A 14294-nucleotide genomic window follows, 5' to 3' on the forward strand; every position below is an offset into this window, starting at 1 on the left:
TGGGCGCATCCAATGATTGGGTTACGGTTGAAGCCGTTCTTATAACTGCGAGTGATTTGACAAACAAAGTCTCCAAGCGACCATCGGCGCATGCTTGAAACGCTCGAAGGATGGGAGTACCGTCTGCGCCTTAGAAGGGCACCTCTGGTGCAACCGTGTACAGGGCAAACGCTCTGAAACGGTGCAGCAGAGAGGCTAGAAAGCGAATCCAGTAGTCTGCGCCGGGCCTTTGCCCCGCCTGCTACGCCAACCTAATTCTGGCGCCGTTTGCCCACATGCCAAAAACCAGTGCCACGCTGCTGATAATCGATGATGACGAAGTAGTGCGCGCGAGCCTCGCGGCCTATTTGGAAGACAGTGGTTTCAGCGTCTTGCAGGCCAGTAACGGCCAGCAGGGTCTTCAGGTATTCGAGCAAGACAAGCCCGACTTGGTCATCTGCGATCTGCGCATGCCGCAGATGGGCGGTCTCGAACTCATTCGTCAGGTCACCGAGCGGTCACCACAGACGCCTGTGATCGTGGTTTCGGGTGCCGGCGTGATGAACGACGCGGTCGAGGCCCTACGCCTGGGCGCGGCGGATTACCTGATCAAGCCTCTCGAAGATCTGGCCGTGCTCGAGCACTCCGTGCGCCGGGCTCTGGATCGTGCGCGTCTGCTGCTGGAAAACCAGCGCTACCGCGAGAAGCTGGAAAAGGCCAACCGTGAGCTCGAAGCCAGCCTGAATCTGCTTCAGGAAGACCAGAACGCCGGTCGCCAGGTGCAGATGAACATGCTGCCGGAAAGCCCCTGGACCATCGACGCGTTCAAATTCGCCCACCAGATCATCCCGTCGTTGTACCTGTCGGGTGATTTTGTCGATTATTTCCGGGTGGACGAGCGTCGGGTCGCGTTCTATCTGGCGGATGTGTCGGGCCATGGCGCCTCTTCGGCGTTCGTCACCGTACTGCTGAAGTTCATGACCACGCGCCTGTTGTTCGAGTCCAAGCGCAACGGCACCTTGCCGGAATTCAAGCCTTCGGAAGTCCTTGGTCATATCAACCGGGGGCTGATCAGTTGTAAGCTGGGTAAACACGTCACAATGGTCGGTGGAGTCATCGACGAGGAGACCGGTTTGTTGACCTATAGCATCGGCGGCCATCTGCCGTTGCCTGTGTTGTACACGCCTGACAGTGTTCGCTACCTCGAAGGGCGCGGCCTGCCCGTGGGGCTTTTCAACGAAGCCACCTACGAAGACCACGTGCTCGAGCTGCCACCGACATTCAGCCTGACGCTGATGTCTGATGGCATTCTGGATCTTTTGCCAGAACCCACACTCAAAGAGAAAGAAGCTGCCTTGCCCCAACGGGTCAAGTCGGCGGGCGGCAGCCTGGATGGCCTGCGGCAGGTTTTTGGATTGGCCACGCTAGGGGAGATGCCGGATGATATCGCCTTGTTGGTGTTGAGCAGGAATCTTTAATGAGTACCGGTAGAATCCAGTTCGCCGAGCAGGACGGCACCTTCGTCCTGAAGTTCGTCGGTGAAGTTCGCCTGACCCTGTGTTCGGCGTTGGATGCGACTATTGAAAAGATCTTCACCGCGCTGAATTTCAACGCGATCGTGATCGATCTGACCGAAACCCGGAGCATCGACAGCACCACGCTGGGTCTGCTGGCCAAGCTGTCGATCCTGTCGCGGCAAAAGGTCGGCCTGCTGCCGACCGTGGTCACCACCCACGACGACATCACCCGTCTGCTGCAATCGATGGGTTTCGAGCAGGTGTTCAATATCGTCAACCATCCCGTGCCTTGCCCGGAATGCCTCGATGACCTGCCGGATCAGGATCAGTCTGAGGAAGTCGTGCGGATCAAGGTGCTCGAAGCGCACAAGATCCTCATGGGCCTGAACGACTCCAACCGCGAAGCCTTCCATGATCTGGTGAATGCCCTCGAAAGGCATTGATTCCCCAGCCATCAGGCACAAAAAAGGGCGAACCTGTAAGGGTTCGCCCTTTTTGCATTTGCCGTCAGCCCGTTACAGCTTGGCTTGCAGCAGCGCCTCGAGTTTTTCCTGGTCGCGGGCAAACTGACGAATGCCTTCGGCCAGTTTCTCGGTGGCCATCGCATCTTCGTTGGACAACCAGCGAAATTGCGATTCGTTGAGGCTCAGACGTGCTTCGCCGGCGTGACCGGGGGCCAGTTTGCGCTCCAGTTTGCCGGTGTCTGCTGCCAGCTTGTCGATCAGGTCCGGGCTGATGGTCAGGCGGTCGCAGCCGGCCAGTTGCTCGATCTGGTTGAGGTTGCGGAAGCTCGCGCCCATGACCACGGTCTTGTAGTCATTGGCCTTGTAGTAGTTGTAGATGCGCGTCACGGACTGTACGCCCGGATCATCGGCGCCGGTGTAGTCGTTGCCGTTGGCCTTCTTGTACCAGTCGTAGATGCGACCCACGAACGGCGAAATCAGGAACACGCCGGCATCGGCGCAAGCAGCGGCCTGAGCGAAGGAGAACAGCAGGGTCAGGTTGGTCTGGATGCCTTCCTTCTCCAGTACTTCGGCGGCCCGGATGCCTTCCCAGGTCGAAGCGATCTTGATCAGTACGCGGTCGCGGCCGACGCCGGCCTTGTCGTACAGCTCGATCAGGCGATGCGCACGCTTGAGCATCGCGTCCTTGTCGAACGACAGGCGCGCATCCACTTCGGTGGAAATGCGGCCCGGAATCACTTTGAGGATTTCCTGACCCACCGCGACGCCAAAGCGGTCACTGGCCAGGCCGACATCGCCCTTGCAGTCGCGAACGGCGGCGTTCAGCAGCTCGGCATAGGTCGGAATGGCCGCCGCCTTGAGCAGCAGGGAAGGGTTGGTGGTGGCGTCGACCGGCTTGACCCGGGAAATCGCTTCGAAGTCGCCGGTGTCGGCAACCACGGTGGTGAACTGTTTGAGTTGTTCCAGCTTGGAAGTCATGAGTGTGCTCTGTCCTATGGGTCTGACGACATTACCCGAGCGCTGACAGCCACTCAAGGGCATGTGGATGTATCGATAGCCCCGCAGGCAACAACCTGAAAACGGCTGTTTGAAAGGGCGAGGCGCGGTATCGATAGATACGATGCCAAATCGCGGCACAGGTTCAAAGCAACTGACTGATGAATGTGCGACCTATTCGGACTCCAGCTGCGTTCTGACGGCCGCTTCTGCGGGCTTCGGTTGCCCGTTCGAGGTCTGCAAGCCGAAATTCTTCTCTCGGTCATTGCTCCCCGAATCACTGTTTTTCCATTCGTAGATCGAAGTCAGCGGAATCTGCAGTCGTTTCACATCGGCAATGAACGCTGCGATCTTGGTGGCCTGTCCGTCGGGACCACCGTTGGAGGCAAGTGCTGAAATCCCCCATTCACTGATGACGCCAGGCAGGTGGAAGTTCTGCTGGATGAAGGTCTGCGCATTGCTGATCTGCGTCGCCGTCATGCCATAGGGGTGGTAGGAAATGGCGCTCAAACACTTGGGATACGTACCGAGAATGCTGTTCAGCGCTACGGTCGAGGCCGAACCGGCGCTTGGTGGCCGGGCGAAGCCGAAACCGATCACGGGAGTGGTGGTGGGATTGTCTTGCAGCGCCTTGCACATCGCGCTCATGAAAGGCGCAAACGTGGTGCTGAAATTGCCCGTGGGCCAGTACGTGTTCAGATCCGGTTCATTCCAGATTTCAATCGCGACCAGTTGAGAGCCGTAGGTCTGCTCAAGGCGGGTGACCGCGCTGGCAAACGCCGTGCCGGCGGTGGCCGGGTCTGCCGACAGCGGTTTGATGGCGCGTACCGTCATCAGCACTGGCAAGCCGGCGGATCCGGCGGCGGCAAACGCATCGCCGAGCTGTTTCTGATAGGTCTTGTCGCCCAGGCTGTCGCTCCACGCGCCCAGGCGCACGAAGCTGAAACCCGCTGCCTTGATCTGCGCGGCATCGGCAGCGGAAAAGTTCTGAACCTTGACCTGGATGCCGACCGTTCGGTGGGGCAGTGCGGGGAACAACTCGCTGGCATCAACCTGAGCCGTTGTGCCAAACAACAAAAGGGAAAGGGCGCCGAGACGTTTGAGATGTGCTGCTTTCATGTCTGCTCTCCTGATGAGAAATGACATCTAGCCAATGTTTATCTCGTTACTTTCATGCGATGCCGAAAAGTCCGAAAAGTGCGCGAATGTTATTTTTTGTCGGAAAACCATGAGTCTAAAAAGCTCCGAAAATCACAGTTATTTTTAGTCCGGTAATTCTGGTTGGGTGACTTTTGGACCCCGTGGTACTTAATGCACCGGTACTAACAGGCGAATCTATTTCCGAGTGCGGGAAAGTCTGGTGGGTTTATTTCAATCCACACGGAATGTTGGCCGATTGACATTACACGGGAAAGTAAACCTTGTTCAGAAAGATCCTTGTCGTCTGCGTCGGCAATATTTGCCGAAGTCCCACAGCAGAACTGTTGCTGCGCAACGCACTGGCGCCCTCGACGATCACCGTCACCTCCGCAGGCTTGTCCGCAAGGGTTGGTGAGTCCATGGAGGCAACAGCCCGCAAGGTGCTGGAAGACCGTGGGCAGTGCGCCGAAGGCTTCAAGGCGCGGCAACTGACAGCGGACATCGTCAATGAATCAGACCTGATTCTGGTGATGGAAAAAGAGCATGTAAAACAAGTACTGAAGATTGCCTCTCACGCCAGGGGCAAAGTGTTTCTTCTCGGCAAGTGGCAGAACGAACGAGAAATACAGGATCCGTATCGTCAAGGGCAGGCCGCTTTTATTCATGCCCATGCATTGATTGAAGATGCTGTTGGCTCATGGGCACAACGCCTCGGGCATTGATGAATATTCTTCAGAACAGTGAATGGTAAGAAAGACTTATGCAGTTACCGTCAGTAGTCGGCACCCGTGACAACGATCAAGACAGTATTGATCTACTCGGCATATTTGGCAGTTTGCTCGATCAGAAATGGTTGATCGGCGCTATCACCGGCGCGTTCATGATGACCGGCGTCGCCTATGCGATTCTGGCCACGCCGGTGTATCTGGCCAACGCGCTGGTACAGGTCGAGCCGAAGAAGAATGACATGCTCGGCTTCTCCGACCTCAACAGCATGCTGGGTGGTCAGTCGCCGTCCGTGACCGAGATCGGCATCATCAAATCCCGCGCGGTGATCGGCAAGACCGTCGACGATCTGCGCCTGGACATCGACGTCACCCCCAATACTTTCCCGGTGATTGGCGGTTTTCTCTCCCGCCGCTATCGCGGTGAAACCGAACTCAGCGTCGCGCCGCCACGTTTCGGGCTGAGCAGCTACGCTTGGGGCGGTGAACGGCTGGAGTTCGCCCGGCTCGAACTGCCCAAGGAGCTGCTGGGCAAGAAACTCAGCCTGATCGCCGGCGAGCAGCATCGCTTTCAGTTGTTCGACGACAACGACAATCTGCTGGCAGAAGGCACCGCTGGTGAAGCCTTCGCACAGGATGGCGTAGAAGGGCAGATCACGCAGCTGTTGGCCAACCCCGGCACCCGGTTTGAAGTGGTGCGCTACCCACGGATCGTGACTATTCAGGGGTATCAGGACGCGCTGGATATTTCCGAACAGGGCAAGGAGTCGGGGATCATCCGCCTGGCCCTGGCCAGCACCGACGCTGCTGAAGCAGTGAAGATCCTCAACAAGATCGCCTCGCTGTACGTGGACCAGAACGTACGCCGCACCTCGGCCGAAGCGGCGCAGAGCCTGGCCTTCCTGCAAAGCCAGTTGCCGCAGGTCAAACGCGACCTGGCCAAGGCCAGCGATGCGCTCAATGCCTACCAGACGCGCGGCAAGACCGTGAACATCTCCCTGGAAACCCAATCGGTGCTCGGCCAGTCCGTCGCCCTTGAAACGCGGATTTCCGAGCTGAAAATGCAGCAGGCGGAAATGGATCGCAAGTTCACCAGACAGCATCCGGCCTATCGTGCACTGATGACCCAGATCGGTGAATTGACCCAGCAACAGAAGTCGCTGGAAGGCAAGGTTGGCGACCTGCCGGCTACGCAACAGGAACTGCTCAACCTGACCCGCGATGTTGAAGTGGCTTCGCAGATCTATACCCAGTTGCTGAACAAGTCCCAGGAACTGGACATCATCCGCGCCGGCGCCGTGGGCAACGTGCGTCTGGTGGATTCGGCGGATGTAGACCTGACCAGTCCGGTCAAACCGAAAAAAGCCCTGATCGTGCTGATTGCGACCTTCCTCGGCGCCTTTGTCGGTGTGGCCCTGGTGCTGTTGCGCAAGTCCCTGAGCAAGGGCCTGGAGGGGCCGGAAGCCATCGAGCAACTCGGCTTGCCGGTCTACGCATCGATCCCTTACAGCGCCCTGCAAAAAGAAGAGGACACCAAGAAAGTCCGCGCCAAAGTCACGGCGGACACACCGGCGTATTTGCTGGCCCTGCGCAATCCGACGGACCTGTCCATCGAGTCGATCCGCAGCCTGCGTACCTGTCTGCATTTCGCGGCGCTGGACTCTACCAACAACCGCATCATGATTTCCGGCCCGAGCCCGCAGGTCGGCAAGACGTTCGTGTCTTCCAACCTCGCGGCGGTCATGGCCCAGAGCGGCCAGCGCGTGGTGCTGATCGATGCCGACATGCGCAAGGGGCATCTGCACAAGACGCTGAACACACCGATCACCAACGGTTTGTCGGATTTGCTGGTCAAGCGCTGCACCCTCGAACAGGCGATCAACAAGGTCGAAGTCGACAACCTGCACTTCATCAGCCGTGGCCAGGTGCCGCCCAATCCTTCCGAACTGCTGATGCACGCCAATTTCCGCGACCTGCTGGCGGAACTCAGCAAGCGCTACGACGTGGTGATCATCGACACACCGCCGCTGCTGGCGGTGACGGATGCGGCGATTGTCGGTCGCGAAGCAGGCATCAGCCTGATCGTCGCGCGATTCGGGGTGAACCCGGCCAAAGAGATCGAACTGACGATTCGTCGCTTCGCCCAGAACGGCATCGAGTTGAAAGGCGCGGTGTTCAACGGCGTCGAGAAGCGTGCGGCCAGTTACTACGGCAACGGCAGCTACGGCTATTACAACTACGAATATGCGTCCGACAAATCCTGAGTTTCAGCGATTGTTCTTACAGGCAAGAAAGTGGGTGGGTTGTGAAAAAAATACTGCACGTGGCTGAAACGATAAAAGGTGGCGTCGCGACGGTGATCCGCACGATTTCGGCGTCCCCGGACGATGAGCAAGCCAACTACGAGCTGGTGTATCTGGTGCCGCAGGATCAGGAAAAGGAACTGCACGGCATCGCCCCGCAGCAGATCCGCACCTTCGAGCGAACCGGGCGCAATGTGCCGTCGTTGCTTCGTTTTGCCTGGCGACTGATGCAAGTGATGCTCAAGGAAAAACCTGATGTGGTGCACCTGCACAGCACGTTTTCCGGGGTGATCGGCCGTTGCGTGTGCGTGCTTCTGCGGCCGTGGCGCAAACCGAAAATCGTCTATTGCCCGCACGCCTTTTCGTTCCTGATGGAAAGCTCGCCGATCAAGCAGAAAGTCTATGCGTGGATCGAGCGCGTGCTGCAGAAGGTCACCGATACGATCATTTGCGTCAGCCAGTACGAGTTGGACAAAGCCGCAGCGTTTGGCATCGAGCGCAAGCGCATGCGCCTGATCTACAACGGCATACACCCCAAGGATGACGCGCGCAAAGCCGAGGATCCACAGCCGATTCATCTGCTCTTCGTCGGCCGGCTCGACTATCAAAAAGGCTTCGACGTGCTGCTCAAGGCCTACGCCAAGGCCGGACGCAACGACCTGAAACTGACGGTGGTCGGCAGTGCGGTCAACGAGGCGACGGTCGAGTGCCCGCCAATGGACGGTGTTCAGTACTTGCCGTGGGTCACGCCCGCCGAGGTCAACGCGCTGTATCAACAGGCCGATGCGCTGATTGTTCCGAGTCGCTGGGAAGGTTTCGCCATGGTGCCTCTGGAAGGCATGGCGCTGGGCTTGCCGGTGATCGCCAGCGACTGCACCTCGCTGCCTGAACTGGTCACCCATGGAGTGTCCGGCTACGTGTTCCCCACCGGTGACCACCACGCATTGGCCGATCGCCTGAAGCAGATCCAGAAACCCGCGTTGTCGGTCCTTGGCCTCGAAGGTCGGCGCATCGTCCGCGAGCGCTTCAGCGCCGCGTTGATGATCCGCCAGACCTACGACGTGTATTCCGCTCCCTCTTATTAAGTAGAACTTCGCTCATGAACGTAACGATTTTGCATGGCTACAGTGCCTCCAATTCCGGCGATGGTCTGCTGGTCGATCTGGCCATTGCGCTGGTGCAGCGCAACTTTGGCGAAGACACTTCGATCAGCGTCGTGGCCTCCGATCCGGATTCCTTCAAATACCTGCCGCACCCGCGTTTCGATGCGCCGGTCATGGCCGCCAAGGGCCTGGGCCGGGTCAAGCAGGCGGTATTCCTCAATCAGTCCTACGCCGGGTTGGCGGATCTGTTGAAGAAAACCGATCTGATCGTTGGCGTCGGTGGCGGCTACATGCGCTCCAAAAGCGCCTTCGAACACATCAAGCTGAAACTGGGCCACGCCAAGCAACTGGAGACCGCGATCCTCAGCAAAGTGCCGTCGGTGTACCTGCCGCAGAGCATCGGGCCGTTCCACGGTGACAGCGACAAGATCGTCGGCCACTACGCCAGCGCCGATGCGGTGTTCGTGCGCGATAACCGCTCCTCGGCGTTGTTCGATGCCTGCGAAAATGTCTACCGCGCACCGGATCTCGCGGTGCAGGCCCTGGCCGGCAAAATCCTGCAGCAACCCAAGTTCACCCGTTGCGCCTCGACGCCGGCCACCGTGTGCGTAGTGCTGCGCAAACCGCCGGCCTGGAGCAAGGAAAAGAAGCTCGCCTACGTGGCCAATCTGAAGGTGCTGCTGCAGCGTCTGAAGAACAAAAGCAAAGTGGTCTGCGCGGTGCAGAGCGCTGTGCGGGGTAACGATGACGGAGCGTTCTATCGCGAACTGGGCATCACCGAAGACCTGCTGCCGTTGAAGGCCACGATTGCCAAATATCAGCCGGACCTGGTGATTTCCGTGCGCCTGCACGGTGCGATCGAATCGCTGCTCTCCGGCGTGCCGGCGTACCACATCAGCTACGAGCGCAAAGGCTTCGGTGCCTATCAGGACATGGGCGTCGAGGACTGGGTCATCAACGGTGGCGACATCAATGTCGACACCATCATCGACACGGTTTTTGCGCCGAACGCGCTGTCGGATTTCGGCAAGCGCCTGACCGACACCTGCCGTGAAATCGAAGCCAAAACCGTGGCCATGGACGACATCATCAAGGGCGTCATTCGATGATATTCCGCTTGTTGCTGCGCGGCGGAGCGCTGGGCGCGAAGTTCCTGCTGGTGCTCGCCATCACCCATTACCTCGGTTACGAGGCGCTGGGGTTTTACGGCGTGGTGGTCGCGGCGTCGTTGATCGCTTCGAAGTTCTACAGTGTCGGCTTCAGCTCCGAGATCAATCGGCTGATCAGTGTCGGCGGCAGTTCGAAGCGAGTCGTCGACAAGGTTCTGCTGCTGTACCTGGCCGTGGGGTTGCTGTTGTCGGTGCTGACGGTGCTGATCTATTCGCTGTTCCAGCAGGTCGAGGCGACGGCGGCATTGATTGCCTGTGTGACCCTGGTTCTGCTGACCGAGCACCTGTCCTTTGAGATCAACTCGTTCGTGTTTTCCGCGCAGAAAGCCACGGCGGGGGCGCTGCTGTTCTTCATCAAGACCGGCCTCTGGGCACTGCTGGCCGTGGGCGGCATGATGCTCGGCTGGGTGTCCGGAATCGCCAGCGTGCTATGGCTGTGGGTCATCGCCAACGTGCTGGTGATCGTCGCCGGTTACCTGATTGTGGTGAACGTCCATCGTGGACGCGAAGAGGGGACGCTGGCGACGGCGACCGTGTGGAAAGCCGGGCTGCCGTTCTACCTGGGCACCGGCCTGATCGCAGTGAGTCAGTACGCCGAGCGCTTTCTGATCATTGATCTGGAACCCTACGCCAGCCTCGGTAAATACGTGTACGCCTGGTCGGCCGCCAACACCTTGCAGGCGTTGTCCTACGCGGTGGTGGCGGTGGTCGGCATTCCGGTGCTCGCCAAGCGTTATCAGGCCGATCAACAAGCGTTCACGGTCAGGCAATTGTTCGTGAACAAATGGGTCGCGCGTTCGCTGCTGGTTTCAGCGGCAGTCGCGGTGGCGATCTATCTGTTCTTCAATGTCGTGCTCGATTACGTCGGCGCAGCGGTGCCGCGTCCGGACAACGGAATCCTTGGCGTGCTGATCTTTTCCTTCGCCCTACGCGCCATCGGCGACATCGTCTGGGGTGGCTTGATCGCGTCGAAAAACAGCCGGGTATCCCTCGCCAGTTCGGCCCTTTGCCTGCTGATTTCGGTACCGGTCAGCTATGTGCTGATCAAGCACTATTCGATTTATGGCGCGGCCTGGGGCAACGTCTTCGGGATCATCGTGCAGCTCGGCGTGATTGCGCTGCTGACCCGTGCAACGCGTGCGAAAAAGGCTGTCGTGTCATGGGCCTGAAACTGCCGTGCATCGAGTTTCGCGGCAAGAAACTCGATTCGTCACTGTCATTCCTGATCCTGTTCACCGGCCTGTTTCTGTCGGTGGCCATGCCGTTGCTGATCCCCCGCGATCCGGGCCCGGATGCGATGACCCTGTGGTCTTCCTATGCCCGTGCCGACAACTGCAATTTCTGGAACCCGTTCTCGCCGGATCGCTCGTCCTACGAGTGTTCGGCGTTCCTGCTGCGGCCCACCGGGATCAACCTGACCAACGCCTGGGCCTACGGGATGTTCTGCAACTTTTTCCTCACGGCGATTCCCGTGGTGGTGTTCCGGCGCATGCCGCTGGCGATCTTCGGCACTCTGTGCCTGTGGGGCGTGGTGCGTTCGTTCTTCCTGGAGAACCTGACCAAGGAAATCATCGTGTCGGTGGCGGTGCTGAGCATTCTGTTCAGCTCGCTGACGCGCAAATATCGCGGCGGGTTTTTCCTGTCAGCGGTGATCTACGGCGTGCTGATCCGGCCCTACTGGATCCTGTTTTCGCTGTCCTGGGTCGGCGTCTGCATGATGAAGAAGTACGTGTCGCGCATGACCTTCTTCCTGATGCTGTTCCTGTTCTACCTGGCGGTGGCCATGGCGATCCAGTTGGCGCTGGGCTTTCCGGTGTCGTCGATTCGCGCCAGCAACAACGAGCTGCGCACGGCGGGCGAGGAGGGTTCCAAGTCGCTGATTGTCTCTTGGCTCAGCGGCAGCGACTTCGTCTCGCAGGCCCTGGATTCGATGATCATCTTCTTCCGCCTGTCGTTCCCGGTGGAGCTGATCCTGCTCTCCGGGCCGGGCCAGGTGATCTTCGTGGCGCTGATGATCATGACCGCGCTGCTGCTGTTCAAAGTCATCACCTCGACCGATTACAAAGGCGTGCCGATCCAGACCAAACCCAAGGAACTGATCGCGATTCCCCTGGCGTTTCTGCTGGTTCAAGGCTTGTTCGAACCGGACTTCGGCTCGTTCGCCCGACACTTCTCGATGGTGGTGCCGGTGTTGTTCGTGGGCCTGGGCTTGATGCTGCGGGCGAACAAACCGGTGCGGGTCGAATCAAGAATTCTGAATTGAGGCGGGTGCTTTATGTCGAGCAAGAAAAAGTCCCTGGAGATCGAAACCCTGCGTGGCCTGGCGTGCCTGTTGCTGGTGCTCTATCACGTGATCGGCCCGTTGGGTGGCGGTTTGAAGATCGACATCGGCTCGCCGTTCCGGGTGATCGCCGATTCGATGGTGTACGTGCGCATGCCGCTGTTCACCTTTATCTCGGGCTACATCTATTCCATCTACAAGATTCGCGGCAATGACTTTTCGGCGTTCTTCACCGGCAAGGTGCGGCGCCTGATCGTGCCGCTGTTTTGCGTGGGTGTGCCGTTCTCGGTGTTGCAGGCGGTGGGGCCGGGCGTCAACAAGGACGTCGGTGTGATCGACGCGCTGTTGTCGTTCTATGTGCCGGTGAACCACTTCTGGTTCCTGCAGGCGGTGTTCATCATTTTCATGTTTGTCGGCCTGCTGGAGTGGCGTGGGCTGTTGCGCTCGGCGACGCGTCTGTATCTGCTGTTCGCGTTTTCCGCCGCAGTGTTTCTGTTGCCGCCGTTCAAGTTCGATGCGTTCGGCATCAACGGGGCGACCTATCTGTTGCCGTTCTTTGTGGCGGGCATGATCGGCCAGGAAAATGTCAGTGCGTTGAAGCAACGGTTAAAAGTCATTGGCCCGTTGGTGTTTGTGCTGATCTCCCTGACGCTGTTGTACATCGCGTCGCTGGATCGCGAGCTGATCATCGACCGCCGCAGCCTGATCGGTCTGACGGTTGGATGCGTGTCCTGCTTCGCGCTGCTCTCGAGTGACATGCGTTCGAAGGCGCTGACCTGGCTTGGTGGTTACTCCTACGCGATTTTCCTGTTTCATGTGTTGTTCGCCGCCACCTCGCGCTCGGTGCTCGGGCGCCTGGGCATCAAGGACGAAAGCATTCTGGTGTTCTGCGGCGTGGCTTGCGGGTTGCTCGGGCCGGTGCTGCTGTCGACGATCTTCAGCCGGTTCAACTTCACTTCGGTGCTGTTTCTGGGCGAGCGTGCGGCGGCGAAAAAAACGGCGGGGAATGGCTCTCCGACGCCGGTTTCGGTTAAAGGAAGTGCTTGATGGTTGCAGTGGATGACGCAGCGCCGGTCGCGGCGTCGGTGGTTGAAATCGGTGACGCCCGCGAGCGTTTTGCTCAGTGGCGCGAAGGCAAGGCCGGAAAGGTGTTGTCGGTCTCGGTGATCGGCGACAGCTACAGCGCCGGGCAGGATTTCTATCTGAACAAACTGGTTCAGCGGCTGGTCGGGGAGGTCGGTTTCGCCGGCCCCGGTTATGTCGGCTTCAACCATGGCGCGGCGCTGGGCGGCAGCCATTTCAAGTACACCCGCAGCAGCGAGAAATACTTCGGCGGCGACTGGAAGGTGTCGAACCTCGGCGTGGCTAGTCCCGACAGCCGTACCGTGACCGGAAGTCTCGGTGCATGGCTGCAGGTCGATGCCCATCCGAGTGAAGCGATAAACACCGCTGTCACTCAGGCAAAGTTACTTTTTCTGGGCAACGGCGAATCCAGTGAACTGCGCTATCGCTGGGCACCCTCGCAATCCTGGCAGCCTTTGAAGCTGACCGGTGTCGGTGTTCAGGAAGTCCCGTTGTCAGGTACATCCGCCGCGACGGACTGGTCCTTCAGGCTGGAAGTGGTGAAGGGCGCGCCAACCCTGTTCGGCCTGTGGATGAGCAACGAACAGGCCGGTTTGCGGGTGTCGAAACTGGCCGCGTCGGGTGCGGCCTCTGCCGATTTCTATCATGGCGACGGTCAGTGGCAGGCGCAGTGGAAAGCGGTGGTCTCGAAGATTCCGGCCGATGTCTATCTGATCATGCTCGGTGGCAACGATCAGGGTTTCGGGGTGAAACCCGAGCAATACCTGACGAACGTTCAGGGGCTGGTCGGGATGATCCGCGAGATTCAGCCCTCAGCGAGCGTCAATCTGATCATGCGCCAGGACACCACGCGCTCCAGCGTCTATCCAATGTCGGCCTACGCGCAGGTGCTGGAACCCTGGGCTCGTGAGCAGCATCTGGGTTACGCCAATCTGCAATGCGCGTTCGGTACGGACGTCAAGCGTTACGCTGCGGCGATGATCGGCCCGGACAAGATACATCCGGTGCCGGCCACGGGAGGGAAGGTGATTGCCGATTACTTCTATCGGATGATCGTCGGCGGCAACCACGGGGGTTCCTGCGGCGCCGCCTCGGAATAAGGGCTCAGCCCTGGTCGAAGTTGTCCACGTGACCCAGAAGCTCTGCGGTCTTTTGCGGCATCAATTGCGTCACGCAACGGGTTTCCACAGTGATGATGATCGCCGGGTCGTTGCAGCAGATGCGCACCCGGAATCGCCAGTCGCTGAAAATCACTTTCAGGCCGTCGCGGTCATCGACCTCCAGCGCCTGTTCGCCGTAGATCCATTTCAGATGGGCGAGCAGGGGATAGGGATCGCGCACTGGTCGGCGAATGTCCCCGGATGAAGGAAACATGCCGATCCGCTCCACCAGCAGGATGGTCCCGAGCCAGGATTCGTTGGCGCTGGGCAACGGCTGATGACGAGACAACCAGCTCATCACCCCGAGGTTGTCCACCTCCCGTTCAATGTCTGTCGAATGTTGTGCAATGTTCATGGTTGCCTCGTCGGATGTG

The 14294-nt window shown here is 59.1% G+C and carries 13 protein-coding genes; 10 read left to right on the forward strand and 3 right to left on the reverse strand.

Annotation, left to right across the window (positions count from 1 at the left end; translation table 11 throughout):
• The first annotated feature begins 275 nt into the window (after positions 1-275).
• Together rssB and rssC are read left to right on the forward strand one after the other, a co-directional pair.
• The gene (rssB, locus tag CAF87_RS24780) at positions 276-1457 is read left to right on the forward strand and encodes a two-component system response regulator RssB (protein WP_085713163.1); all 1182 of its coding nucleotides are present in this window, start codon (positions 276-278) and stop codon (positions 1455-1457) included.
• Positions 1457-1939, forward strand: coding sequence for an anti-sigma factor antagonist RssC (gene rssC / locus CAF87_RS24785; RefSeq protein ID WP_042560140.1), 483 nt, complete (start codon positions 1457-1459; stop codon positions 1937-1939). Before rssB ends, rssC begins: the two co-directional genes overlap by 1 nt.
• Before the next feature lie 72 nt (positions 1940-2011).
• Here rssC and tal read toward each other — a convergent pair whose 3' ends face one another.
• Together tal and CAF87_RS24795 are read right to left on the reverse strand one after the other, a co-directional pair.
• Positions 2012-2938: a transaldolase gene (gene tal / locus CAF87_RS24790; protein ID WP_085733498.1), complete on the reverse strand. Its 927-nt coding sequence runs from the start codon at positions 2936-2938 to the stop codon at positions 2012-2014.
• Between the two features lie 192 nt (positions 2939-3130).
• A complete protein-coding gene (locus CAF87_RS24795; protein WP_085733499.1) occupies positions 3131-4075 on the reverse strand; it encodes a glycosyl hydrolase family 5 in 945 nt (314 codons plus the stop codon).
• A gap of 302 nt (positions 4076-4377) precedes the next feature.
• On the opposite strand from CAF87_RS24795, the gene CAF87_RS24800 reads away from it, so the two are divergent.
• The 8 genes from CAF87_RS24800 to CAF87_RS24835 are packed head-to-tail and all read left to right on the forward strand — an operon-like array spanning position 4378 to position 13860.
• Positions 4378-4818 carry a low molecular weight protein-tyrosine-phosphatase gene (locus tag CAF87_RS24800; RefSeq protein ID WP_085733500.1) on the forward strand — a complete coding sequence of 147 codons (441 nt, stop codon included), beginning with the start codon at positions 4378-4380 and terminating at the stop codon, positions 4816-4818.
• A gap of 38 nt (positions 4819-4856) precedes the next feature.
• On the forward strand, positions 4857-7085 hold the full coding sequence (locus CAF87_RS24805) for a polysaccharide biosynthesis tyrosine autokinase (protein ID WP_085733501.1): 2229 nt from the start codon (positions 4857-4859) through the stop codon (positions 7083-7085).
• Positions 7086-7126: 41 nt separating this feature from the next.
• The gene (locus CAF87_RS24810; protein ID WP_085733502.1) at positions 7127-8209 is read left to right on the forward strand and encodes a glycosyltransferase; all 1083 of its coding nucleotides are present in this window, start codon (positions 7127-7129) and stop codon (positions 8207-8209) included.
• Between the two features lie 14 nt (positions 8210-8223).
• Positions 8224-9336, forward strand: a complete 1113-nt coding sequence (locus CAF87_RS24815; RefSeq protein WP_085733503.1) for a polysaccharide pyruvyl transferase family protein — start codon at positions 8224-8226, stop codon at positions 9334-9336.
• Positions 9333-10565 carry a phosphoribosylaminoimidazole carboxylase gene (locus CAF87_RS24820; RefSeq protein WP_085733504.1) on the forward strand — a complete coding sequence of 411 codons (1233 nt, stop codon included), beginning with the start codon at positions 9333-9335 and terminating at the stop codon, positions 10563-10565. The genes CAF87_RS24815 and CAF87_RS24820 overlap by 4 nt, the downstream gene beginning before the upstream one ends.
• On the forward strand, positions 10556-11659 hold the full coding sequence (locus tag CAF87_RS24825) for a hypothetical protein (protein ID WP_085733505.1): 1104 nt from the start codon (positions 10556-10558) through the stop codon (positions 11657-11659). Before CAF87_RS24820 ends, CAF87_RS24825 begins: the two co-directional genes overlap by 10 nt.
• Before the next feature lie 12 nt (positions 11660-11671).
• The gene (locus CAF87_RS24830) at positions 11672-12724 is read left to right on the forward strand and encodes an acyltransferase family protein (protein WP_085733506.1); all 1053 of its coding nucleotides are present in this window, start codon (positions 11672-11674) and stop codon (positions 12722-12724) included.
• Entirely contained in the window at positions 12724-13860 is a 1137-nt protein-coding gene (locus CAF87_RS24835; RefSeq protein WP_085733507.1) for an SGNH/GDSL hydrolase family protein, read from the forward strand. The genes CAF87_RS24830 and CAF87_RS24835 overlap by 1 nt, the downstream gene beginning before the upstream one ends.
• 4 nt (positions 13861-13864) lie before the next feature.
• Here the strand turns inward: CAF87_RS24835 and CAF87_RS24840 are convergent, their stop codons facing one another.
• A complete protein-coding gene (locus tag CAF87_RS24840) occupies positions 13865-14275 on the reverse strand; it encodes a mannose-1-phosphate guanylyltransferase (RefSeq protein ID WP_085733508.1) in 411 nt (136 codons plus the stop codon).
• Positions 14276-14294: the final 19 nt, after the last annotated feature.

Source organism: Pseudomonas sp. R38(2017) (assembly GCF_002112395.1).
GTDB lineage: Bacteria > Pseudomonadota > Gammaproteobacteria > Pseudomonadales > Pseudomonadaceae > Aquipseudomonas.

Bases quoted from the DNA above. Each gene is read 5' to 3' on its own strand.
- rssB (WP_085713163.1), top strand. From the start codon at position 276: ATGCCAAAAACCAGTGCCACGCTGCTGATAATCGATGATGACGAAGTA.
- rssC (WP_042560140.1), top strand. From the start codon at position 1,457: ATGAGTACCGGTAGAATCCAGTTCGCCGAGCAGGACGGCACCTTCGTC.
- tal (WP_085733498.1), bottom strand. From the start codon at position 2,938: ATGACTTCCAAGCTGGAACAACTCAAACAGTTCACCACCGTGGTTGCC.
- CAF87_RS24795 (WP_085733499.1), bottom strand. From the start codon at position 4,075: ATGAAAGCAGCACATCTCAAACGTCTCGGCGCCCTTTCCCTTTTGTTG.
- CAF87_RS24805 (WP_085733501.1), top strand. From the start codon at position 4,857: ATGCAGTTACCGTCAGTAGTCGGCACCCGTGACAACGATCAAGACAGT.
- CAF87_RS24815 (WP_085733503.1), top strand. From the start codon at position 8,224: ATGAACGTAACGATTTTGCATGGCTACAGTGCCTCCAATTCCGGCGAT.
- CAF87_RS24820 (WP_085733504.1), top strand. From the start codon at position 9,333: ATGATATTCCGCTTGTTGCTGCGCGGCGGAGCGCTGGGCGCGAAGTTC.
- CAF87_RS24825 (WP_085733505.1), top strand. From the start codon at position 10,556: ATGGGCCTGAAACTGCCGTGCATCGAGTTTCGCGGCAAGAAACTCGAT.
- CAF87_RS24830 (WP_085733506.1), top strand. From the start codon at position 11,672: ATGTCGAGCAAGAAAAAGTCCCTGGAGATCGAAACCCTGCGTGGCCTG.
- CAF87_RS24835 (WP_085733507.1), top strand. From the start codon at position 12,724: ATGGTTGCAGTGGATGACGCAGCGCCGGTCGCGGCGTCGGTGGTTGAA.
- CAF87_RS24840 (WP_085733508.1), bottom strand. From the start codon at position 14,275: ATGAACATTGCACAACATTCGACAGACATTGAACGGGAGGTGGACAAC.